This window comes from Pseudomonas sp. 5P_3.1_Bac2 (assembly GCF_025465995.1).
Taxonomy (GTDB): Bacteria; Pseudomonadota; Gammaproteobacteria; order Pseudomonadales; family Pseudomonadaceae; genus Aquipseudomonas.
Window position 1 is genome coordinate 193556 of sequence record NZ_JANLNY010000023.1, and the last position, 22805, is coordinate 216360.

At 60.6% G+C, this 22805-nt stretch carries 17 protein-coding genes; 15 read left to right on the top strand and 2 right to left on the bottom strand.

The window, feature by feature from the left end; translation table 11 throughout:
* Positions 1-143: 143 nt before the first annotated feature.
* A complete protein-coding gene (locus NTD81_RS14025) occupies positions 144-686 on the bottom strand; it encodes an NUDIX hydrolase (RefSeq protein ID WP_262183206.1) in 543 nt (180 codons plus the stop codon).
* Positions 686-1744: a DUF2333 family protein gene (locus tag NTD81_RS14030; RefSeq protein WP_262183207.1), complete on the bottom strand. Its 1059-nt coding sequence runs from the start codon at positions 1742-1744 to the stop codon at positions 686-688. Before NTD81_RS14030 ends, NTD81_RS14025 begins: the two co-directional genes overlap by 1 nt.
* Before the next feature lie 319 nt (positions 1745-2063).
* Here NTD81_RS14030 and NTD81_RS14035 point away from each other — a divergent pair, with 319 nt between their 5' ends.
* The 15 genes from NTD81_RS14035 (at position 2064) to urtA (ending at position 22728) form a co-directional block, all read left to right on the top strand.
* Positions 2064-3680, top strand: a complete 1617-nt coding sequence (locus NTD81_RS14035) for a PleD family two-component system response regulator (protein ID WP_262183208.1) — start codon at positions 2064-2066, stop codon at positions 3678-3680.
* 1040 nt (positions 3681-4720) lie between these two features.
* Entirely contained in the window at positions 4721-5764 is a 1044-nt protein-coding gene (locus NTD81_RS21455) for a methyl-accepting chemotaxis protein (protein ID WP_410017163.1), read from the top strand.
* A 130-nt stretch (positions 5765-5894) separates the two neighbouring features.
* Positions 5895-7682: a protein-disulfide reductase DsbD gene (locus NTD81_RS14045; protein WP_262183211.1), complete on the top strand. Its 1788-nt coding sequence runs from the start codon at positions 5895-5897 to the stop codon at positions 7680-7682.
* A gap of 120 nt (positions 7683-7802) precedes the next feature.
* A complete protein-coding gene (aroQ, locus tag NTD81_RS14050; protein ID WP_262183212.1) occupies positions 7803-8252 on the top strand; it encodes a type II 3-dehydroquinate dehydratase in 450 nt (149 codons plus the stop codon).
* A 21-nt stretch (positions 8253-8273) separates the two neighbouring features.
* On the top strand, positions 8274-8735 hold the full coding sequence (gene accB / locus NTD81_RS14055) for an acetyl-CoA carboxylase biotin carboxyl carrier protein (RefSeq protein WP_262183213.1): 462 nt from the start codon (positions 8274-8276) through the stop codon (positions 8733-8735).
* Positions 8736-8752: 17 nt separating this feature from the next.
* A complete protein-coding gene (accC, locus tag NTD81_RS14060) occupies positions 8753-10102 on the top strand; it encodes an acetyl-CoA carboxylase biotin carboxylase subunit (RefSeq protein ID WP_262183214.1) in 1350 nt (449 codons plus the stop codon).
* A 162-nt stretch (positions 10103-10264) separates the two neighbouring features.
* Positions 10265-11143 (top strand): 50S ribosomal protein L11 methyltransferase, encoded by an 879-nt coding sequence (prmA, locus tag NTD81_RS14065; protein ID WP_262183215.1) that lies wholly within the window; start codon positions 10265-10267, stop codon positions 11141-11143.
* A 177-nt stretch (positions 11144-11320) separates the two neighbouring features.
* On the top strand, positions 11321-12592 hold the full coding sequence (locus tag NTD81_RS14070; RefSeq protein WP_262183216.1) for a DUF3426 domain-containing protein: 1272 nt from the start codon (positions 11321-11323) through the stop codon (positions 12590-12592).
* Positions 12593-12754: 162 nt separating this feature from the next.
* On the top strand, positions 12755-13756 hold the full coding sequence (gene dusB / locus NTD81_RS14075; protein WP_262183217.1) for a tRNA dihydrouridine synthase DusB: 1002 nt from the start codon (positions 12755-12757) through the stop codon (positions 13754-13756).
* Complete coding sequence (gene fis, locus NTD81_RS14080; RefSeq protein ID WP_262183218.1) at positions 13753-14073, top strand: DNA-binding transcriptional regulator Fis; 321 nt, start codon at positions 13753-13755, stop codon at positions 14071-14073. Before dusB ends, fis begins: the two co-directional genes overlap by 4 nt.
* 90 nt (positions 14074-14163) lie before the next feature.
* Positions 14164-15771 (top strand): bifunctional phosphoribosylaminoimidazolecarboxamide formyltransferase/IMP cyclohydrolase, encoded by a 1608-nt coding sequence (purH, locus tag NTD81_RS14085; RefSeq protein ID WP_262183219.1) that lies wholly within the window; start codon positions 14164-14166, stop codon positions 15769-15771.
* Positions 15772-16000: 229 nt separating this feature from the next.
* A complete protein-coding gene (gene purD, locus NTD81_RS14090; protein ID WP_262183221.1) occupies positions 16001-17290 on the top strand; it encodes a phosphoribosylamine--glycine ligase in 1290 nt (429 codons plus the stop codon).
* 114 nt (positions 17291-17404) lie between these two features.
* The gene (locus tag NTD81_RS14095) at positions 17405-20185 is read left to right on the top strand and encodes a hybrid sensor histidine kinase/response regulator (RefSeq protein ID WP_262183222.1); all 2781 of its coding nucleotides are present in this window, start codon (positions 17405-17407) and stop codon (positions 20183-20185) included.
* 88 nt (positions 20186-20273) lie between these two features.
* Positions 20274-20876: a MarC family protein gene (locus NTD81_RS14100; RefSeq protein WP_262183223.1), complete on the top strand. Its 603-nt coding sequence runs from the start codon at positions 20274-20276 to the stop codon at positions 20874-20876.
* Between the two features lie 586 nt (positions 20877-21462).
* Positions 21463-22728: an urea ABC transporter substrate-binding protein gene (gene urtA, locus NTD81_RS14105; protein WP_262183225.1), complete on the top strand. Its 1266-nt coding sequence runs from the start codon at positions 21463-21465 to the stop codon at positions 22726-22728.
* Positions 22729-22805 lie beyond the last annotated feature (77 nt).

The window sequence follows — 22805 nt, forward strand, 5'->3', positions numbered from 1 at the left end:
GACCGCGAAGCCCCACTCTGGCAGGGGCAGCGCATCCTGCTGGGCAGGATTTAAAAGGTCGCGCAGTGTACCGGCAAACCCGGCGCCTGCTAAGAGCAAAAATGCGCCAATAAGCGCTGGATTAGCGACGCCGCAGCAAGGCGTTAAGCGCCGCGCTGCTGCAGAAACTCCTGCAGGGCGCGTAAAGAATCGGGGCAGTAGTCGTGCTGTTGGGCATCGCGCATGACCTGATCAAGCTCGATAAAGCGCGCCTGCAGCACTTCTTCGCGCTGCAACTGCAACGGGCTGTCGCTGACCGCCCGGTACACCCGGCCCCACAGACGGCTTTCGGCGCCGTCATAAAAGAACTGGCCGCAGGGCTCAAGTAGCGCATCGCTAATGCCCAGTTCTTCGGCCAGTTCGCGCTGGGCGCAGCTCAGATAATCCTCACCAGCCGCCACCATGCCGCCGGCCGCCACATCCCAATAGCCGGGATACAGAGCCTTGCTCAGGGTGCGCTGATGCACGCAGAGCTGCCCGGCCCGGTTAAACAAAAGGATGTAGGTGCAGCGACCGATTAGATGCCGCTCGCGCAGCTCCTGCCGGGACAGTGCGCCCAAAGGACGGTCTTGCTCATCGACCCAGGCGACTAACTCGGCATCCGAGGCCGCGCGGTGCACGGCCTCGGCAGCGGACCAAGGGTCCATTAGCCTTGCGACAGCAGTTGGCGCAGATCAATCAGCCCGGCGTTGGCGCGGGAGATATAGTTGGCCATGACCAACGAGTGGTTAGCCAACAGACCGTAACCGCTGCCATTGAGCACCATTGGGCTCCACAGGGTTTCCTGCGCGGCTTCCAGCTCACGGATGATCTGCCGCACGCTGACGGCAGCGTTTTTCTTCGCCAGTACATCGGCGAAATCGATTTCGATGGCATGCAGCAAGTGCGACAGCGCCCACGCCTGGCCACGCGCTTCATAGAACACGTTGTCGATCTGCAGCCAAGGCGTCTCGACATTCACCCCTTGGGTGAACTCAGTTTTGCCATCCGCAGCGGACGACTCATCGGCAGCCGTGTTCAGGCTAACCCGGCCGACGCTGGCCGACAGGCGCTGCGACAGCGAGCCCAAACGGGTTGCGGCATCGCCCAGCCAGTTATTGAGGTTATCGGCGCGGGTGTAGAAGCGCACATCGCTGCCTTCTGGGTTGCTCAAGCGCGCCAGGTAACGGTCCAGCGACTTGATGCCTTCGCCGTATTCCGACTCAGACGATGGCAGTGCCCAGCTCTTGTTATCGAAGTTAAAGCGCTGCTCGGCTTTGACCAGATCCGGACTTTCAGTGGATTGCGACTGCGAACGGGTGAAGTCTTTACGCAGCGCCCGCGCCATATCGCGGATCTGCACCAGCACGCCCAGCTCCCAGCTCGGCATGTTGTCCAGCCACAGGCCGGGCGGTGCCAGGTCGTTAGAGAGGTAGCCACCGGGCTTATTGAGCAAGGTGCCGGCCAGTTGTTTCAGGGTTTCCACCGTGGTGTAGCCGTTCACCACTTTGCGCCCTGCGGCTTCAGCAGCGGCATCAGCGCGTTGCTGCACAGGGAACAGGCCCGGCTCTTGGCTCCAGTACCAGCCCACCAGCAAGGCTGCCAGCAAGTACAGACCAAGGAGCACACCGACCGTGCGCACGAACCAGCCACCGGCGAAATAGCTACGGGTAGTATCGACTGTGTCTGCCGCGGCATCGGCAGTGCGGTTTTTCCAATCCAACATGCTGTGGGTCCTTTTACTCAAATTACGAAGCGCGCTGCGCCAAGGGATCAGCCCTGAGACAGCAAATATGACCACAAGCCCTAACCAGGGTTGCGCAATTGTTCTGCATGGTAGACCAAGCGTAGCTGACTCAAGCCTGCTAGAGCCACCACTAAGGGCCTTGCACCTGGCAATTGCGGCACAAGCAGAGCTAGAGCGGGCGGCGCCTGCAGGCGAATAAATTTTGGCGTCATAAGATCGACAAAGCTTCGCAAAGGCAAACGACAATGTTAGGGTTGCCATCACTACGACATCACCATGCCACTCAGCGAAGACGGCCATGACCGAGCCAGAAGATCCCAACCGCGATCGCCTCAAGCAGCATTTCGCCCAACGGGTTATCAATCAGGCCCGCCAGGTGCTGGAAGTGTGGCAACGCATCCAACGCAGTGAATGGACCGACGTGGGCTTAAGCGAACTGCGCGAAGCTGCGCACTTGCTGCAGCGCTACGCCGAGCGCTTCGACCAAGCCGAGCACTATCATCTGGCCAAAGAGATCGATGCCTGCCTGCAACGGGTCCATGACAATCGCGGCCGCCTTAACAGTCAACTGATCAGCCAACTCAACCAGTTGATGCAGCGCCTATCGCGCACCGGCCTGCGGCATGGCGATCGCTTTGAGCAAACCGCCCTGCCGCCGCTGCGCAAACCGGTGTACCTGGCCTTGCAGCATGAGGAGCGTGCCGAGCAGTTGGTGCAGCGCCTGGCATTCTTCGGCATGCAGGCGCAGGTGCTGGACACCGCCAATGCCTTTCGCCACGCCATGCTCGAACGCCACCCCGCCGCCATTGTGATGGAAGTGGATTTTTGCGGCCCCAACGGCGGACTAATTCTGGCGCAGCAGGTGCAAGAAAGCCTGGAGCAAAAAATCCCCCTGCTGTTTTTCAGCGCCGAAGACACCGACACGCGCACGCGCCTGGCCGCTGTACGTGCCGGTGGCCGCGAATTTTTCACCGGCGCCCTGGACGCCTCCAATCTGTTCGAGCGCATCGAAGTGCTGAGCAACGTCGCCCAGTACGAGCCTTATAAAGTGCTGATCATCGACGACTCGCGGGCCCAGGCCACCCACACCGAGCGCGTCCTCAATAGCGCCGGCATCGTCACCAGCACCCTCACCGAGCCGATCGAGGCCATGGGCGAACTGGCCCGCTTCCAGCCCGACCTGATCATCCTCGACATGTATATGCCCGAGTGCAGCGGCCCCGAGCTGGCTCAGGTGATCCGCCACAACGACCGCTATGTCAGCGTGCCGATTATTTACCTGTCGGCGGAGGACGACCTCGACAAGCAGCTCGATGCCATGAGCGAAGGCGCCGACGACTTCCTCACCAAGCCGATCAAGCCACGCCACCTGATCGCCACCGTGCGCAACCGCGCCGCCCGCGCGCGCAACCTGAAGGCGCGGATGGTGCGCGACAGTCTCACCGGCTTGTACAACCACACCCATACCCTGCAACTGCTCGAAGACGCGCGCTTTCGCGCCGAGCGCGACGGCCAGCCGCTGAGCTTCGCCATGATCGATATCGACTACTTTAAGAAGGTCAACGACACCTACGGCCATCCCATGGGCGACCGGGTAATCAAGAGCCTGGCGCTGTTTCTCAAACAACGCCTGCGCAAGACCGACTATATCGGCCGCTATGGCGGCGAAGAATTCGCCGTGATCATGCCCGACACCAATGCCGCTGCGGCCAGCCAGGTACTGGATGAGATCCGCCGGCGCTTCGCCGAGATCCAATACTCGGCGCAGCCGCAGGATCTGTCGTGCACCTTCAGCTGCGGCATCGCCCAGATCGAGACGGGACTGGACAGCAAACTGCTATCGCAACAGGCCGACCAAGCTCTGTATGTGGCTAAACACGGCGGGCGCAATTGCGTCGCCCTTTATCAGCCGTAAGGCAAAGCGCAGGTTCGAGCTCGGCCTGCGTCATTTTATTTTCATATCTGCGCTCTAGGATCTGAGGCCGTCTGGCCGCAGTCGGCCGCCCCTCCTTTCGCTGCCGGTCGAGCCCTATGCGCCTAAAAACCATCACCAACTTTAATAGCCTGCTGCTGGTCGGCGTTTGCGCAGGCCTGGCCGCTACCCTGTGGTGGTCGCAACAAGCGCTGCAGCGCCCCTACTGGTTGATGGCCAACTACCTGAACCTGGCGCAGCAGTTTGATCATGACGTGGCGGATAACATCAGCGCCTACCTAAAAAGTGGCGACGCCCTGCGCCACAGCGCCGCCCTGCAAGGCCTCGAGCAACTCGACACAGAGATCCAACAACTGCCGCCGCAACTGGCCAATGAACTGGCGGGCAGCCTCAGCCAACTGCAAGCCTTCAGCCGCAATGAGCTGCTGGCCGCCGGCAAACTGTCCGGCGACCCACAAGGCTTACTGCTGCATGCCGAGCGCGAAATCGACGACAACCTCGAACAATTCGCCCATTACGCCAACAGCGCCAGCTCAGCCAACAGTGCCACGGCCTATCGCCAACCGCTGCAAGAAGCCGCCTTGCACCTCCTGCGCCTAGGCCACGCCCGCGACAAGCTGGTACGCAGCGCCCGCAGCGAACTGGGCAACGATGTGCAACGGGAACTAAGCGCCTTGCAACAAAACGCCCAACAACTGCACGACCTGCCGCTGCTAGGTGTAGAACAACAAAGCAGTAGCGCCGGCGACAGCTTTGCTGAATTGATGGGCCTCAGCAGCAACGAGGCACAAGCCCCAGGCGAAGACCAAGGCATCAGCCTCAAGCGCGATTTAAGCAATTTGCTGGCGCGCTATCCCAGCGAACTACAACGCACCCAACAGCTGATCAGCCAACGCAGCGAGCTGGCCGAGCAAACCCGCGCCCAAGTCGCCCAAGTGCAACAAGCCCTGGCCGCGCTGGAACCCATGGTGCGCAGTGAACATGGCCGCATCACCGGCGAAGTGCAGTGGCTGCAGGGGTTGATGATTGCCTTGATTCTGCTGATCGCCTTACTGATCGACAGCTTGCAGCGACGCCTGGCCCGCCTGCTCACGGGACTCACCGCGGGGCTGTCGGTTTGGGCCGAAGGTAACTTCGCCAGCGATATTCCACTGCGCAGCAACACTCAGGAGCTCAGCGATATCGCCCAATCGCTGAGCCGCTTACGCACCTATCTGGTCAATTTGGTCAGCAGCATTCGCCAACATGCCGAGGTTGTGGCCAGCAGCAGCCACACTTTGGCCGAACTCAGCGGCGGCCTGCACCAAGGCGCGCAGCGTCAGGTCGGCGATAGCGCACATATCCGCGATGCCCTCGGCGAATTGCAGGTCAACATTACCCAGGTAGCGAATAACGCCAGCCAGGCAGCCACCGCCAGCCAAGTGGCGAACCAGGCCGTCAGCCAAGGCCAGCAAGTGATCGGCAGCAGCCTGGATGGCCTGCGTCACCTGGTCCAGCAAGTGCAGGGCAACGCCCAGACCGTCGCCGCACTGACCAGCGAGACGGCCAGCATTGGCCAAGTGCTGACGGTCATCAGCGCAATTGCCGAACAAACCAATCTTCTGGCCTTAAATGCCGCCATCGAAGCCGCCCGCGCCGGCACTCAAGGTCGCGGCTTTGCCGTCGTCGCCGATGAAGTACGCACCCTGTCACGCCGCACCGGCGGGGCCACGGCGCAAATCCAGCAACTGATCGAGCGCTTGCAGCACGCCGCCTTCAGCTGCCTAAACGCCATGCAGGAGCAAGTCCAGCACGCGCAAGCCACGGCCGATCAGGCCGCCGCAGCGGACGGCGCCCTGCACAATATTGTCCAAGCCATCGGCACCATCACCACGCTGGCCGAACGCATTGCCGAGGCCACCGGCCAACAGAGCCTGGCCGCCAATGAGATCAGCGAGCACAGTGAGCGTATCCACCATTTAGGCAGCGACAACCTGCAGCACATCGGCCGCGCCCGTCAGCAGGGCGAAGAGCTGCGCCAAGTCGGCAGCCAACTCAAACACACGGTGCAGGCCTTCCAGGTTTAACGTGGCAACCCTGCCAGACCGGTGCTGGAGCCACCGCTGAGGGCACCAACCCAACCGACTGTGGTCATAGCCGTGCCTTGAGCCCCCCTGCTCCGTTATGATGTCGGGATTATTGCCCTGCGAGCCAGCCATGCACCGTTTACTCTGCCTGCTCCTGCTTCTGTGTGCGCTACCAGCCAGCGCCGGTCTATTCGATAAAGCGCCGACCGCGCAACTGGGCGCGCCGCTGAATAACAGCGCCGACTTTCTGCCAGTGCGCCAAGCCTTCCAACTGAGCCTGATCAGCAGCAGCGCCGAACACATCAAGCTGCGCTTGGTCGCCGCGCCGGGCTACTACCTCTATCGCCACCGCCTGGCCTTCGCCAGTGATAACGCTGAAGTCAAACTGGGCGCGGCGGTACTGCCAGCCGGTAAAGCCAAGACCGACGATTACTTTGGCGATGTCGAGGTGTACTACGAAATCCTCGATATCGATTTGCCTGTAACTAATCCACAGCAGCGCGCCTTTAACCTCAGCGTCACCTACCAGGGCTGCGCCGATAAAGGCTTGTGCTATCCGCCGGAAACCGAACAACTGAGCATTGCCGATGCAGCCGGCAACAGTGCCAACAACACTCCCGCCAGTGCCAATACGCCGGCAACCAGCACTGCCTGGAGCTGGAGCGATCTGGCCCTGTTCTTCTTGGGCGGTTTGGCACTGACTTTCACGCCTTGCGTCCTGCCCATGCTGCCGATTCTCACCGGCGTGGTTCTACGCGGCCAACCAGGCGGCGCACGCAGCCTGGCCTTGGCATTGGCCTATGTGCTGCCGATGGCCCTGAGCTTTGCCATCCTTGGCGCGCTGATGGGCCTGTTCGGCGCCGAACTGAATCTGCAAGCTCGCCTGCAGTCGCCTTGGGTGCTGGTGCCTTTCGCCCTGTTCTTTAGCCTGTTTGGCGCCGCCAGCCTTGGCTTTCTTGAACTGCGCCTGCCGGCCTTTATCGATGGCCCGCTGCAACGCCTTAACCAACGCCAACAAGGCGGCACCCTAGGCAGCGCGGCGGTGCTCGGCGTGCTGTCCAGCGTATTGGTCTCGCCCTGCGTGTCAGCGCCTTTGGCCGGTGCCTTGCTGTATATCAGCAGCAGTGGCGACGCCTTAGGCGGCGGCCTCAAGCTGCTGGTCCTGGGGCTGGGCATGGGCGCGCCATTGGTGCTGCTGGCCGTTGGCGGTGGAGCCCTGCTACCTAAGTCGGGGTCATGGATGCTGATTGTGCGCAACGCCTTTGGCGCTCTGCTGCTGGCAGTGGCCATCTGGCTGCTCGAGCGAGTGCTGCCAGGCCCGGTCAGTCTGGCCCTGTGGGGCTTGCTCGCCGGCGGCGTGGCTCTGTGGCTGGGCGTCCTGGAGTTAACCCCGAAAACCCATCATCAAAAAGTCGCCCAAGCCATTGGCCTGCCGTTCTTGGTGTATGCCGTGGTGGCCTGGGTTGGCGCGCTGCAAGGCCATGATGACCCGCTGCGGCCGCTCGGTCTGATCAACCAGAGCGCCCAAGCCAGCCAAGTTCCAGTCGCTGGCCAATGGCAAATCATCAAGGACCCGGCGCAACTGGATGCCACCCTGCTCGCGGCGAAAAACGCAGGCCAACCACTGTTGCTGGATTGGTACGCCGATTGGTGCATCAGCTGCAAAGTGATCGAACGTCAGGTGTTTACCTCGCCCGAAGTGGGCAAGTTGCTCGGCGATTATCAGTTGATCCGCTTCGATATCACCGAGAGCAACGCGGCCCAGCGCGCGGTACTGGATCGTTACAAATTGTTTGGCCCACCCGCCATCCAGCTGTTTAACCGCCAAGGCGACGAATTGTCTGACCTGCGAGTGGTTGGCGAGGTGGATGCGCCGGCCTTTGCTCAGCAACTGAGTGCTGCACGGGAACGTTTTTAAGCCATTCAGTCACAAACAATCAGCAATCTTCGCTAATCGTGCCGCCTATTCCGTGAAACTGGACAGCTGTGCTTTCGCACGGCATAGTCCCGCGCAGCATAAAACAAGGATTCACTGCCCATGGCCACTTTTCTAGTCCTCCACGGCCCTAATCTGAACCTGCTAGGCACCCGCGAACCAGGGGTTTACGGCAGCGTCACCCTCGAGCAGATCAACCAAGACCTGCAGCGCCGCGCCCATGATGCCGGGCATCATCTGCACTATTTGCAGAGCAATGCCGAGCACGTGCTGATCGAGCGCATTCACGCCGCACAGGCCGAAGGTGTCGACTTTATCCTGATCAATCCCGCCGCTTTCACCCACACCAGCGTCGCATTACGTGACGCATTGCTGGCAGTGAGCATCCCATTCATCGAAGTGCACTTGTCCAACGTGCACAAACGCGAAGCTTTCCGCCATCACTCTTACTTCTCCGATGTAGCAGTAGGAGTGATCTGCGGCCTTGGCGCCAGCGGTTACCGCCTGGCCCTGGAGGCTGCACTTGAACAACTTGAACTTAAGCGCCCCTGACCAACTGGGAGTTGAAGCATTATGGATATTCGTAAAGTCAAAAAATTGATCGAGCTGCTGGAAGAGTCCGGCATCGACGAGCTGGAAATTCGCGAAGGCGAAGAGTCCGTGCGCATCAGCCGCCACAGCAAGCAACCTGCGTTCATGCAACAACCGGTTTACGCCCAAGCCCCTGTGGCGCCAGCTGCCGCTGCCCCAGTAGCCGCACCTGCTGCTGAAGCCGCGGCCCCTGCTGCTGCCAAACTGAACGGCACCGTGGTCGGCTCGCCGATGGTCGGCACCTTCTACCGCGCTTCCGGCCCAACTGCAGCGAACTTCGTGGAAGTCGGGCAGAGCGTGAAGAAAGGCGACATCCTGTGCATCGTCGAAGCGATGAAGATGATGAACCACATCGAAGCTGAAGTGAGCGGCACCATCGAATCCATTCTGGTCGAGAACGGCCAGCCGGTTGAATACGACCAGCCGCTGTTCACCATCGTCTGATGTCCCGGGAGTCTGCAATGCTGGAAAAAGTCCTGATTGCCAACCGCGGCGAAATCGCCCTGCGCATCCTGCGCGCCTGCAAGGAAATGGGCATCAAGACCGTTGCAGTGCATTCCACTGCTGACCGTGAACTGATGCATCTGGCCCTGGCCGACGAATCGGTGTGCATTGGCCCAGCGCCAAGCAACAAGTCCTACTTGCATATCCCGGCGATTATCGCGGCCGCTGAAGTCACCGGCGCCACAGCGATTCACCCCGGCTACGGCTTCCTCGCGGAAAACGCTGACTTTGCCGAACAAGTGGAAAACTCTGGCTTCGCCTTTGTCGGCCCGAAAGCTGAAACCATTCGCCTGATGGGTGACAAGGTTTCCGCCAAAGCCGCCATGATCAAATCCGGCGTACCGGTCGTCCCAGGCTCGCAAGGCCCGCTGCCGGAAGACGAAGAAGAAGCCCTGCGCATTGCCCGTGAAGTAGGCTACCCCGTGATCATCAAAGCCGCCGGCGGCGGTGGTGGTCGTGGTATGCGCGTGGTCCATCACGAAGAAGACCTGATCAAATCGGCCAAGCTGACCCGTACCGAAGCGGGTTCGGCGTTCGGCAACTCGATGGTCTATCTGGAGAAGTTCCTCGGCAACCCACGTCACGTGGAAGTTCAGGTTCTGTCCGACGGCCAAGGCAACGCCATTCACCTGTATGACCGCGACTGCTCGCTGCAGCGCCGGCACCAGAAAGTGATTGAAGAAGCACCTGCGCCGATGATCGACCCCAAGGCCCGCGCCGAAGTGCTTAAGCGCTGCGTCGATGCGTGCGTGGAGATCGGCTACCGTGGCGCCGGCACCTTCGAGTTCCTCTACGAAGACGGTCGCTTCTACTTTATCGAGATGAACACCCGCGTTCAGGTTGAGCACCCGGTTACCGAAATGGTCACGGGCGTCGACATCGTTAAAGAGATGCTGAGCATTGCCGCTGGCAACAAGCTGTCGATCAAACAGGAAGATGTGAAACTCACTGGCCACGCCATCGAGTGCCGTATCAACGCTGAAGATCCCGACACCTTTATGCCAAGCCCAGGCAAGGTTAAGCAGTTCCACGCGCCAGGCGGCAACGGCGTACGGGTCGACTCGCACCTGTACAGCGGCTACACCGTGCCACCGCACTACGACTCGCTGATTGGCAAGCTGATTACCTTCGGCGGCAGCCGCGAGGAAGCCATGGGCCGTATGCGTAACGCGCTGGATGAAATCATTGTCGACGGCATCAAAACCAACGTCCCACTGCACCGCAACCTGGTGCGCGACGAAGGTTTCTGCGCCGGCGGCGTGAACATCCACTACCTAGAAAAGAAACTGGGTATGGAATCGCACTAAGCCTTAGGCATTAGTGAAAGCGTCACAACAAGGGCTGCCAGCGGGCAGCCCTTGTTGTTTCCAGACAGTTTGCCGGCGCCGTGCAGTGGCAGGCCTTAGGGCCATCAAGTAAGCTGCGCGGCCTATTTACCCATCTCGTTGCATCGTTCAAGAGGTTTCCCCATGCCCTGGTTACAAGTTCGTCTGGCTATCACTCCGGAGCAGGCCGAAACCTTCGAAGACGCCCTGCTTGAGGTGGGCGCGGTATCGGTGACCTTTATGGACGCCGAAGACCAACCAATTTTTGAGCCAGAGCTGGGCACCACCCCACTGTGGACCAACACCCATTTGCTCGCGCTGTTTGAAGCCGACAGCGACCCCGACGCCGTCTTTGCCCACCTGCAATTGCTGACGGGCAGCGCCCTGCCCGAGCATCACGCCGAAGTGATCGCCGATCAGGACTGGGAGCGCAGCTGGATGGACGGCTTTCAGCCCATGCGCTTTGGCCAGCGCCTGTGGATTGTGCCGAGCTGGCACGAAGCACCGGAGCCGGACGCAGTGAACCTGCTGCTCGATCCGGGCCTGGCCTTTGGCACCGGCACCCACCCGACCACCTCGCTGTGCCTGCAATGGCTCGATGGCCAGGACTTAAGCAACAGCAGCGTGATCGACTTCGGCTGCGGCTCCGGCATTCTCGCCATCGCCGCCCTGCTGCTGGGCGCGCCGCGCGCAGTGGGCACCGATATCGACCCGCAGGCTCTGGAAGCTTCACGCGATAACGCCCAGCGCAACCAGATTGCCCCTGAGCGCTTCCCGGTCTACCTGCCAGAAGACATGCCGCAGGAACAGGCCGACGTGGTGGTGGCCAATATCCTCGCCGGCCCCCTGGTGGCCTTGGCGCCGCAAATCACCAGCCTAGTTAAACCGGGCGGGCGCCTGGCCCTGTCCGGCATCCTCGCCGAGCAAGCCGAAGAAGTACGCGCCGCCTACACCGCGGCCTTTACCCTGGACCCGACCGCCGAGCAGGATGGCTGGGTACGCATCAGCGGCGTGCGCCACTAAGTGCGCCATTGCATGCGCCATTGCATGCGCCAAAACGTACGCCACTGCGTACGCCATTGCATGCGCCACTGCGTACGCCACTGATCACACACGGCTCATTTGCCGCGTAGCCCAGGATGGCTGCGACGGCAGCTTGAGTTACGTTAGACTAACCGCCTCGTTCACTCGGATCGCCGCATGACCCAGAGCTTCGTCACCCAGTGCCCCCATTGCCGCACCAGCTTTCGCGTAAGCCTTACGCAGTTGAATGCCGCCCATGGTGCTGTGCGCTGCGGGGCCTGCCTGCATGTGTTCAATGCGGCGCAGCAACTGCGTCAACAAGGCCAAAGCGTACCCGGCCCAACTGCCGCGCCTAGCCCCGCGGCCAGCCCCGCTAAGCCAGTTGCCACCGCGCCGGCGCCTACACCTGCGCCAGCCGCGCCCAGCGCAGCGCTAACGCCAGCGGCCAGCCACAAGCTGGCTGGGAAGAGCAACGATACCTTGTGGATCCATGACGATCTGGATCTGGATAACCTCGACCTCGATGAAGAGCTGGCCAAGCTCGACGCCCAGGAACAACTGCGCAGCCAACCAGCAGCCACGGCGGCGCAACCACCACGGGCAACCCCAGCTAATCCAGTGACCAGCACGACGCCCAGCGCGCCAACCCCAGTTGCCGCCGAGATCGCGCCGCCCCACGAAGCCGCCACCGTCCCAGCTGAACCAAACCCTCGTGCCGCTGAAGAAACTGCGAGCGAGCCCAGCTTTAGCGCTCTCGAACCCCTGAATGAGCTGGATCGGCCTGAGCCGCCGCTAAGCAGCACTGAGCCGCTGGAGGAAGAAGCAGCCCAGCCGCTGGCTGCCGAGGCAGACCACACCGCGGCCGAGCCTGCTGATGTCAGCCGCGATGAGCCCAAGCTCAGCGGCGACTACCGCCTGGAGCTGCATGACGAGCCCCTGCAACTCGACTGGCAACCGGCCAAGAGCAACTGGCCACGCCGTCTTGGCTGGATCAGCCTGAATTTGCTCGCGGCCCTGGCCTTAGGCGGTCAGTACCTGTGGTACCACTTCGACGAACTGGCCCGGCAAGATCAGTACCGCCCCTGGTTCGAGCAGCTCTGCCCAAGCCTGGGTTGCACCTTGCCCTCCAAGGTCGATATCAGCCAGATCAAAAGTAGCAACCTGGTGGTGCGTAGCCACCCCGAGTTCAGTGGCGCCTTGGTAGTGGACGCAATCTTGTATAACCGCGCACCGTTCTCCCAGCCCTTCCCGTTGCTGGAAATGCGCTTTGCCGACATCAATGGACAACTGCTCGCCAGCCGCCGCTTTAAACCCGGCGAATACCTTGCGGGGGAGTTAGCTGGTAACAAAGAAATGCCACCGCAGACGCCCATCCATATCTCTTTGGATATTCTCGACCCAGGCACACAGGCGGTGAACTACAGTCTCAGCTTCCACTCCCCCGAGTAATCCTGCCTCAGCGCACATCGGGGGCACACTGCGGCAAGCGCAAAACTGTTCATAATTTGTTCAAAACAGCCTTTCTCCGCACCCCCATAGCGGGTATCATGCCCACCCTTTTTCGAACTCGCCCATTCGTTCAATAGCCGGACTGTTGAGCAGGGAAGCCCTATGTCGGCGTTAAGCATCGGCCCTTATACATTGCCTAATTCGCTGATCCTCGCGCCCATGGCCGGCGTTACCGATCAGCCGTTTCGTCAGCTGTGCAAACGCATGGGGGCGGGCTTGGTCGTGTCGGAAATGGTCACCAGCGATTCGCGCCTGTGGCACACGCGCAAATCCAGCTTGCGCATGATCCACAGCGGCGATCCCGAGCCACGCTCGGTGCAGATCGCCGGTGGTGACCCGCAAATGCTGGCCGACGCCGCTCGTAAGAACGTTGAACTGGGTGCGCAGATCATTGATATCAATATGGGCTGCCCGGCCAAGAAGGTGTGTAACAAAGCCGCAGGCTCGGCTTTATTGAAGGATGAAGCGCTGGTGCGCGCTATCCTTAGCGCCGTAGTTGGCGCGGTGGATGTGCCGGTCACGCTGAAGATTCGTACCGGCTGGGACCGGCAGAACAAGAACGGCATCACGGTGGCAAAGATCGCGCAAGATGCCGGCATTGTCGCCCTGGCCGTACATGGCCGGACCCGTGCGGATCTGTATATGGGGGACGCCGAGTACGACACCATTGCCAGCATTAAGCAGGCGGTGTCGATTCCGGTCTTGGCCAACGGTGATATTGATTCACCGGCCAAAGCTAAAGCGGTATTGGCCGCCACGGGTGCCGATGGCCTGTTAATTGGCCGCGCCGCCCAAGGGCGACCGTGGATTTTCCGTGAAATTGAGCACTTCCTGCGCACCGGTGAACAGTTACCGGCGCCGGGCCTGCTCGAAGTGGAACGTATTCTGCTTGAACATCTGGCGGCACTACATGCCTTTTACGGCGATGTAATGGGTGTACGTATTGCCCGAAAGCACGTCAGTTGGTATCTCGCAACCTTGCCGGGCGCCAAGGAGTTTCGCGCCCATTTCAATCGTCTAGACAGTACGGACGCGCAGTGCGCCAACGTTCGCGAATTCTTTCAAGAACGTCATAAAAACGGAGAACAAGGGGTGGCCGCATGACGGTGTTGACTGAGACTTTAGGAAGTGAAATGGCTCCCGTGAGTGACAACAGTAGCTTGAAGCAACATCTCAATACGCCTAGCGCCGAGGGCCAAACCCTGCGTGGCAGTGTGGAGAAGGCGCTGCATAACTATTTCGCCCATCTTGAGGGCGCAGACGTCTGTGACGTCTACAACCTGGTGCTGACCGAAGTGGAAGCACCGCTGCTGGAAACCGTGATGAACTACGTCAAAGGCAACCAGACCAAGGCCAGCGAACTGCTCGGCCTGAATCGCGGTACCTTGCGCAAGAAGCTTAAGCAATACGATCTGCTGTGACACCCCACATTTGAAAAGGGCGGCCTGCCAGGGCCGCCTTTTTTCTAACCACAGTTGTTTGCCGACACCTCCGCTTTGATGGATTCTGAAATGACCGACCAGACCACCCGCCTTCCCGTTCGCCGTGCCTTGATCAGTGTTTCCGACAAGACCGGTATCCTTGAGTTCGCCCGCGAACTAAGCGCCCTGGGCGTGGAAATTCTTTCCACCGGCGGCACTTACAAGCTGCTCAAGGACAACGGTGTGGCCGCCGTTGAAGTAGCCGACTACACCGGCTTCCCGGAAATGATGGATGGCCGGGTCAAGACCCTGCACCCGAAAATCCACGGCGGCATCTTGGGCCGTCGCGCCCTCGACGGCGCAGTGATGGACGAGCACGGCATCAAGCCGATCGATCTGGTCGCCGTTAACCTCTATCCGTTTGCCGCCACCGTGGCCAAGCCTGGCTGCGACCTGGCCGACGCCATCGAGAACATCGATATCGGCGGGCCGACCATGGTTCGTTCGGCAGCCAAGAACCACAAAGACGTGGCCATCGTGGTTAACGCTGGCGACTACAGCGCCATTGTTGAGTCGCTCAAAGCCGGCGGCCTGACCTACGCCCAGCGCTTCGACCTGGCCCTCAAAGCCTTCGAGCACACCGCTGCCTACGACGGCATGATCGCCAACTACCTGGGCACCATCGAGCAGAGCCGCGCCACCCTGTCCACTGAAGACCGCGGCCTGTTCCCGCGCACCTTCAACAGCCAGTTCATCAAGGCTCAGGAAATGCGCTACGGCGAGAACCCGCACCAGAGCGCGGCGTTCTACGTGGAAGCAGAAAAAGGCGAAGCCAGCGTGGCCACCGCCATCCAACTGCAAGGCAAAGAACTGTCGTTCAACAACGTCGCCGATACCGATGCGGCCCTTGAGTGCGTGAAAAGCTTCGTCAAACCGGCTTGCGTCATCGTCAAGCACGCCAACCCGTGCGGCGTGGCAGTGGCCCTGGACAGCGAAGGCGGCATCCGTCAGGCCTACGAGCTGGCCTACGCCACCGACACCGAATCGGCCTTTGGCGGCATCATCGCCTTCAACCGTGAGCTGGATGGCGAAACCGCCAAAGCTATCGTTGAGCGTCAGTTTGTCGAAGTGATCATCGCGCCGAAAATCAGCGCCGCGGCCCGTGAAGTGGTCGCCGCCAAAGCCAACGTGCGTCTGCTCGAGTGCGGCGAGTGGCCGGCCGAGCGCAGCGCCGGTTGGGACTTCAAGCGCGTCAACGGTGGCCTGCTGGTGCAGAGCCGCGATATCGGCATGATCAAGGCCGAAGACCTGAAGATCGTCACCCAGCGCGCGCCAAGCGAGCAGGAAGTACACGACCTGATCTTCGCCTGGAAAGTCGCCAAGTTCGTTAAATCCAACGCCATCGTCTACGCCAAAGGCCGGCAGACCATCGGTGTTGGCGCGGGCCAAATGAGCCGGGTTAACTCCGCCCGCATCGCCGCGATCAAAGCTGAACACGCCGGCCTGCAAGTGCAGGGTGCGGTCATGGCCTCGGACGCGTTCTTCCCGTTCCGCGACGGCATCGACAACGCCGCTAAAGCCGGGATCACCGCAGTGATCCAGCCGGGCGGTTCGATGCGCGACAGCGAAGTGATTGCGGCGGCCGATGAAGCCGGCATTGCCATGGTGTTTACCGGCATGCGCCACTTCCGCCATTAATTGTTGCGCGGCCGCACTGCAGCAGGCGTTGCGCAGGGCTTTGCTAATGCTCATTGCCAGACGGCAACTGCGCTTAGCAAAGCCCTCCGCGCCTAGCATTCACCCACTGCATTGCGACCTCGTAATACAGGGGACCTGCGCTGTCAGGTTCACGCCATTTTCGTAGGGTGGATCAGCCTGGGCTTATCCACCGAACGGGCCACCGGCCCGCCTCCACAAGGAGCACGCAATGAATGTACTGATTATCGGCAACGGCGGTCGTGAACACGCCCTGGCCTGGAAAGTCGCACAAGACAAACGCGTCGCCAAAGTCTTCGTTGCCCCTGGCAATGCCGGCACCGCCACTGAGGCCAAGTGCGAGAACGTCGCTATCGACGTCCTGGCCTTGGAGCAACTGGCTGACTTTGCTGAGAAAAACGTCCAGCTGACGATCGTTGGCCCGGAAGCGCCACTGGTCGCAGGCGTCGTCGATCTGTTCCGCAGCCGTGGCCTGGACATCTTCGGCCCAAGCAAAGGCGCGGCGCAGTTGGAAGGCTCGAAGGCCTTCACCAAGGACTTCTTGGCCCGTCACCAGATTCCGACGGCTGACTACCAGAACTTCACCGAAGTCGAGCCTGCCCTGGCCTACCTGCAGGAAAAAGGCGCACCGATCGTGATCAAGGCCGACGGTCTGGCCGCCGGCAAAGGCGTGATCGTCGCCATGACCCTGCAAGAAGCCGAAGACGCCGTGCGCGATATGCTCGCCGGCAATGCCTTCGGTGAAGCCGGCTCGCGTGTGGTGATCGAGGAGTTCCTCGACGGCGAAGAAGCCAGCTTTATCGTCATGGTCGACGGCGAAAACGTCCTGCCCATGGCCACCAGCCAGGACCACAAGCGCGTCGGCAACGGCGACAGCGGGCCAAACACTGGCGGCATGGGCGCGTACTCGCCAGCCCCAGTGGTCACCGCTGAGGTGCACCAACGGGTGATGGATGAAGTGATCTACCCCACCGTGCGCGGCATGGCCAGTGAAGGCAATGTGTACACCGGTTTCCTCTATGCCGGCTTGATGATCGACAAGGCCGGCAAGCCGAAAGTCATCGAATTCAACTGCCGTTTCGGCGACCCGGAAACCCAGCCGATCATGGTCCGTTTGGAATCATCCTTGGTGTTGCTGGTCGAAGCTGCGCTGGCCAAAGCATTAAACAAGGTAGAGGCCACCTGGGACGCACGACCCACTGTAGGCGTCGTAATCGCCGCTGGCGGCTACCCAGGTGACTACAGCAAAGGCGAGGTCATCCACGGTCTAGACGCTGCCAGCGCCCTAGACGGTAAGGTGTTCCATGCCGGCACTGCGCTTAAAGAAGGTCAGGTCGTGACCGCAGGTGGCCGTGTACTGTGCGCCACCGCCATCGGTCGCAGCGTGGCCGAAGCGCAGCAACAAGCCTACCGTTTGGCCGAGCAGATCAACTGGTCGGGCAGCTTTTACCGAAACGATATCGGTTACCGCGCAATTGCACGGGAACAGGGAAACAACTGATTCGTGACGGCCGATAAAACAGGGTACTGGTTGGCAAATAGCCGCCATCACCGTGTTTTGTCTAGCAATGCACTGGCTATACTTCGAGCACTTACTCTATGAAGGGAACTCATTGTGCATCGGCTTAGGATTGCCACCTACCTGCTCCTTAGCTTATGGCTGCTGGTGCTTAATTGCGCCAGCGCCCAAGCTGAGGAGCCGCTAGCTTGGTCGGTGCTCAATGACCCCAGCGCCAGCCTGCAGCTCGATGACGTGCGTAGCAAAGAACTGCGCAAGCAGTTCACTCCCATCCAACTGCAAGACCTCTCCACCCCCGGCGACAATGCTGCGGTGTGGCTCTATTACCGTTTGCCCGCCGGGCAAAACGGGCAGCTATTACGGATTTTTGCGCCATTTCTGTCGTTCCTTGACCTCTACATCCTGCAAGACGGTCAACTGATCGAGCAGACCCACACCGGCAGCAGCTTGCCATTTTCCAGCCGGCCCTTGGCCAGCCGCGACTTCCTGCTGCCGCTGCCCAACGCCAGCAAAGCCCAAGACCTGTACCTGCGCCTGGCGTCGGAACAAGCCCTGCGGCCGACGATCAGCCTGCAAAGTGCGCAGCAGATGGTGCTCGACGACCAGCGCCCGCTGCTGTTCGGCATCCTTCTGGGATGCTTTGCCATGCTGATCTGCTGGAACCTGCTGCGCTTGGTGTATACCCGTGCCAGCACGTCCTTCTGGCTGATCGCCACCCATGCCGGCCAGCTACTCACCGCCCTCAGCCTGTTTGGCACCCAGCTGCCGTGGCTGCGCGAGTGGGCGGGTTTGCAGCCGTTGATGGTCAACCTGTCGTTTCTGTTCAGCACCGCTTGCGTGTTGCTGTTTACCACCAGTTTCTTTCGCCGCGTTTGCATCAACAGCAGCTTTAACTACCTGATCTATATCGAGGTGGGCATGCTCGCGGTGGCGGCGGTGCTGTTGCTGCTGGCCAATGACCTGAATTTCAACCTGGCGGTGTACATCCTGGTGGCCGTCTCCAGCCTCACTTCGCTGATCATTGCCATCACGCATTGGCGCCACGGCTATTTGCCCGCGCGACCGTTCGCCTTGGCGATGCTGTTGTTCTGCCTGTGCTTCTCCTGCGTCATGCCCACCCTATTTGGCTATGCGCCGATTCAGTCAGACCTGCTGGCCTATGGCTTGATGGCCTCCGCAGTGATTTGGGGCTTTATGCTCAGTTTTGCCCTCAGCGAGCGCCAGCGCCATATCGTTCAGGATGACTTCAGCACCAGCCGCGACTTGGCGGCCAGCTCCGCAGAGCTGAAAGCCAAGGCCGAGTTTTTGGCCAAGATCAGCCATGAAATCCGCACGCCCATGAATGGCGTGCTGGGTATGACCGAGTTGCTCCTCGGCACACCACTGTCGGCCAAGCAGCGCGACTATGCGCAAACCATCCACAGCTCAGGCAATGAGCTGCTGACCCTGATTAACGAAATTCTCGACATCACTAAGCTGGAGTCCGGGCAGATCGAGCTGGACGATGTGCAGTTCGACCTCAACGCCTTGGTCGAAGATTGCATGGACATCTTCCGCGCCAAAGCCGAGCAGCAGAAGGTCGAGCTGATCAGCTTTATCCAGCCGCAAGTGCCACGGGTGATCAGCGGCGACCCCACACGCCTGCGCCAGATTTTGCTCAGCCTGCTGGATAACGCCTTTAAGCAAACCGCCGAAGGCGAAGTGCTGCTGGTGGTGGCGCTGGATAAAAACAGCGAGCAACCGCGGCTGCGTATCGCCGTGCAGGACAGTGGTCAGCCACTGGACGCCAGCGAGCGCGATGCCCTGCTCAATGCCGAACTGCACAGCAAAGACTTCCTCGCCGCCAGTAAGCTTGGCGGCCGCCTGGGGCTGATCATCGCCCGTCAGTTGGTCAGCCTGATGTCTGGCGACTACGGCATCCAAACCGGCGGCAACAGCGGCACCACGCTGTGGTTCACCCTGCCGCTGGACGCCAGCCGCCTGGAGCAGCCCAGCAGCTACCTGGACAACGCCCTGCGTGGCGCGCGCCTGTTGGTGGTGGACGATAACGACACCTGCCGCAAGGTGCTGATGCAGCAGTGCAGCGCCTGGGGCATGAACGTCAGTGCCGTGCCGTCAGGTAAAGAGGCGCTGGCCTTGCTGCGCACCAAGGCGCATCTGCGCGAATACTTCGACGCCGTGCTGCTCGACCAAAATATGCCGGGCATGACCGGTATGCAGCTGGCCTCGCGGATCAAAGAAGACGCCAACCTTAACCACGACATTCTGATCATCATGCTCACCGGCATCAGTAACGCGCCGAGCAAGATCATCGCGCGTAACGCCGGGATCAAACGCATCTTGGCCAAACCCGTGGCCGGCTACACCTTGAAGACCACTCTGGCCGATGAACTGGCGCAACGCGGCAAAGCCGACTCGCCGATGTTCGTACCGCCGCCGGTGGTGGAGCAGATGAACCTGCCGAGCGACTTCCGCATTCTGGTGGCCGAGGACAACAGCATCTCGACCAAAGTGATTCGTGGCATGCTCGGTAAGCTCAACCTGCAGCCCGACACCGCCAGCAATGGTGAAGAAGCCCTCAGCGCGATGAAGGCCCGGCAATATGACTTGGTGCTGATGGACTGCGAAATGCCGGTGCTCGATGGCTTCTCCGCTACCGAACAGCTGCGCCTGTGGGAAAACCTCGAGAAGCGTCCACGCACTCCGGTAGTGGCGCTGACCGCCCATATCCTCTACGAACACAAAGAACGCGCGCGCCAGGTTGGCATGGACGGGCACATGTCCAAGCCGCTGGAAATGTCGCAACTGCGTGAGCTGATCGAGCACTGGGTACTGGAGCGCGAACTGCGCCGCCAGCACAGCTCGCAGCTGTCTTAAGCGAAGCAGCAGCGGATGGACCAAGGATAAAGGTCCAGTGCCTGATGCTTAGCACTACAATTAGCCTTTTTTAGGATTGAGCCCTGCCATGGCGTCCACGCTGTTTAGTCTGTATATGAGCCTGTTGGTGCTCTACAGCCCCTTCTTTGTGCTGTCCTGCTTTATCACCCTAAGCCGTGGTCACACCCTTAAAGAACGTAAGCACCTGGCCTGGCGCGTAGCCTTGGGCGTGCTGATCGCCAGCGTATTGCTGTACCTGTTTGGCAAATACATCTTCACCCTGTTCGGGATCACCATCGATGCCTTCCGCATTGGTGCCGGCAGCGTGTTGTTTATCTCGGCCCTGGGCATGGCCCAGGGTAAATCGGTGGTGCAGAGCGATAACGTGCAACAGGACGTGACTATCGTGCCGCTGACCATTCCCCTCACCGTCGGCCCCGGCACCATCGGCGCCCTGCTGCTGATGGGCGCCAGCCATCCGCATTGGCACGACAAACTGCTGGCCATCGTCGCCATCTTCCTGGCCAGCCTCACCGTCGGCGTGGTGCTGTACCTGTCGAATAAATTCGAGCGCCTACTCGGTGAGCAAGGCCTGCAAATCGTCAGCCGTCTGATGGGTCTGTTTGTCTGCGCCCTAGCGGCGCAAATCATCTTCACCGGCGTGCGCAACTATATGGGCATCAGCGGCTAACCCCGCCCACGGCCCATGCTTGCCCGGCCCGAGGCCACGGGCAGGCGCAGGCTGAACGCCGCAGGGGCTGCAGATTTCAAGCCCCTGGCGCCAGCCAAGCCCGCTCTCAGCCTGCGCGGGCGCCACTTGATCTGGCACAGTGCACGCCCCCGCACCAAATCAAACAAATCGCACCCTAATGATGCAAAGCGCACCTTTATCGGCATATTCGCCGAATTAGGACGAGATAAATCAGGTGTTTTTTCTGTGCGCGGCTTATTTAGCTGAAACTCGCAAAAAGCTCATTAGCTGATAGAAAAAACCGTCTTATCAAGCGTTTAGCTCAGGTAAACAGCCAGCACTTAATTTCGCTTGATGTCGACTTGGCGCTTATTCAGCAAAGAATTTTCAGCGCTGCCGGCAAAGAGGCACAGGCTTTGCTCAATAGCCTGTTAGAGGTCAGCCCCAGCAGTGTGAGCGCCCGGCGCCCTTGGCCGCCGCGCAGCCCCCAGTGACTGACCTCCCAGGCACACCCCATGCGTATGCCTGAGTACAAGAACAACAGCGCAGCCCAACACTTTTTAAGCTCGTGAATGGAGACCGCACTATGCAACGTCGCAACCTGCTCAAGGCCCTTTCGCTTTCCGCTTCCATCGCCGCCATGGGGATGAGCTGGACCATCCAGGCCGCCGAGACCATCAAGGTCGGCATCCTGCACTCGCTGTCCGGGACCATGGCCATCTCGGAAACCTCGCTCAAAGACATGGCGCTGATGACCATTGACGAGATCAACGCCAAAGGCGGCGTGCTCGGCAAAAAACTTGAGCCAGTGGTCGTCGACCCCGCCTCCAACTGGCCGCTGTTCGCCGAGAAAGGCCGCCAACTGCTCAGCCAGGACAAAGTGGCGGTGACCTTCGGCTGCTGGACCAGCGTGTCGCGCAAATCGGTATTGCCGGTTTATGAAGAACTCAACGGCCTGCTGTTCTACCCGGTGCAGTACGAAGGTGAAGAACTCTCGCCCAACGTCTTCTACACCGGCGCGGCGCCCAACCAGCAAGCCATCCCCGCGGTGGAATACCTGATGAGTGAAGACGGCGGCGCGGCCAAGCGCTTCTTCCTGCTCGGCACCGATTACGTCTATCCGCGCACCACCAACAAGATCCTGCGCGCCTTCCTGCTCTCCAAAGGCGTAGCCGAGAAAGACATCGAAGAGGTCTACACACCATTCGGCCACAGCGATTACCAAACCATCGTGGCCAACATTAAGAAATTCTCCGCCGGCGGTAAAACCGCAGTGATCTCCACCGTCAACGGCGACTCCAACGTGCCGTTCTATAAAGAGCTGGCCAACCAAGGGCTGGAAGCCACCGACGTGCCTGTAGTGGCGTTCTCGGTGGGTGAAGAAGAACTGCGCGGCATCGACACCAAACCGCTGGTGGGCCATCTGGCGGCGTGGAACTACTTCCAGTCGGTGGAAAACCCGGTCAACACCGAGTTCGTCAGCAAGTGGAAGGCCTATGCCAAGGCTAAGAACCTGCCTGGCGCCGACAAAGCCGTCACCAACGACCCGATGGAAGCCACCTACGTCGGCATCCACATGTGGGCCCAAGCGGTGGAGAAAGCGGGCAGCGTCGATGTGGATAAAGTCCGCGATGCCCTCGCCGGGCAAACCTACGCGGCACCGAGCGGCTATACCCTGACCATGGATAAAACCAACCACCACCTGCATAAGCCGGTAATGATCGGCGAGATCCAGGAAGACGGGCAGTTCTCGGTGGTCTGGGAAACCAAGAGCCCGATCCGCGCCCAGCCGTGGAGCCCGTATATCGAAGGCAACGACAAGAAGCCTGACTATGCGGTGAAGTCCAACTAAGCCGCCCACGCTTAGTCCCGCACCACCACGCAACAACGCTGCTGCCCGGCCCGGACTCGTTCCGGGCCATGGCTGGT

Bases quoted from the DNA above. Each gene is read 5' to 3' on its own strand.
- NTD81_RS14030 (WP_262183207.1), bottom strand. From the start codon at position 1,744: ATGTTGGATTGGAAAAACCGCACTGCCGATGCCGCGGCAGACACAGTC.
- purD (WP_262183221.1), top strand. From the start codon at position 16,001: ATGAATGTACTGATTATCGGCAACGGCGGTCGTGAACACGCCCTGGCC.
- purH (WP_262183219.1), top strand. From the start codon at position 14,164: ATGACCGACCAGACCACCCGCCTTCCCGTTCGCCGTGCCTTGATCAGT.
- NTD81_RS14100 (WP_262183223.1), top strand. From the start codon at position 20,274: ATGGCGTCCACGCTGTTTAGTCTGTATATGAGCCTGTTGGTGCTCTAC.
- accB (WP_262183213.1), top strand. From the start codon at position 8,274: ATGGATATTCGTAAAGTCAAAAAATTGATCGAGCTGCTGGAAGAGTCC.
- NTD81_RS14070 (WP_262183216.1), top strand. From the start codon at position 11,321: ATGACCCAGAGCTTCGTCACCCAGTGCCCCCATTGCCGCACCAGCTTT.
- NTD81_RS14035 (WP_262183208.1), top strand. From the start codon at position 2,064: ATGACCGAGCCAGAAGATCCCAACCGCGATCGCCTCAAGCAGCATTTC.
- NTD81_RS14025 (WP_262183206.1), bottom strand. From the start codon at position 686: ATGGACCCTTGGTCCGCTGCCGAGGCCGTGCACCGCGCGGCCTCGGAT.
- NTD81_RS14045 (WP_262183211.1), top strand. From the start codon at position 5,895: ATGCACCGTTTACTCTGCCTGCTCCTGCTTCTGTGTGCGCTACCAGCC.
- urtA (WP_262183225.1), top strand. From the start codon at position 21,463: ATGCAACGTCGCAACCTGCTCAAGGCCCTTTCGCTTTCCGCTTCCATC.
- accC (WP_262183214.1), top strand. From the start codon at position 8,753: ATGCTGGAAAAAGTCCTGATTGCCAACCGCGGCGAAATCGCCCTGCGC.
- prmA (WP_262183215.1), top strand. From the start codon at position 10,265: ATGCCCTGGTTACAAGTTCGTCTGGCTATCACTCCGGAGCAGGCCGAA.
- fis (WP_262183218.1), top strand. From the start codon at position 13,753: ATGACGGTGTTGACTGAGACTTTAGGAAGTGAAATGGCTCCCGTGAGT.
- dusB (WP_262183217.1), top strand. From the start codon at position 12,755: ATGTCGGCGTTAAGCATCGGCCCTTATACATTGCCTAATTCGCTGATC.
- aroQ (WP_262183212.1), top strand. From the start codon at position 7,803: ATGGCCACTTTTCTAGTCCTCCACGGCCCTAATCTGAACCTGCTAGGC.
- NTD81_RS21455 (WP_410017163.1), top strand. From the start codon at position 4,721: ATGATTGCCTTGATTCTGCTGATCGCCTTACTGATCGACAGCTTGCAG.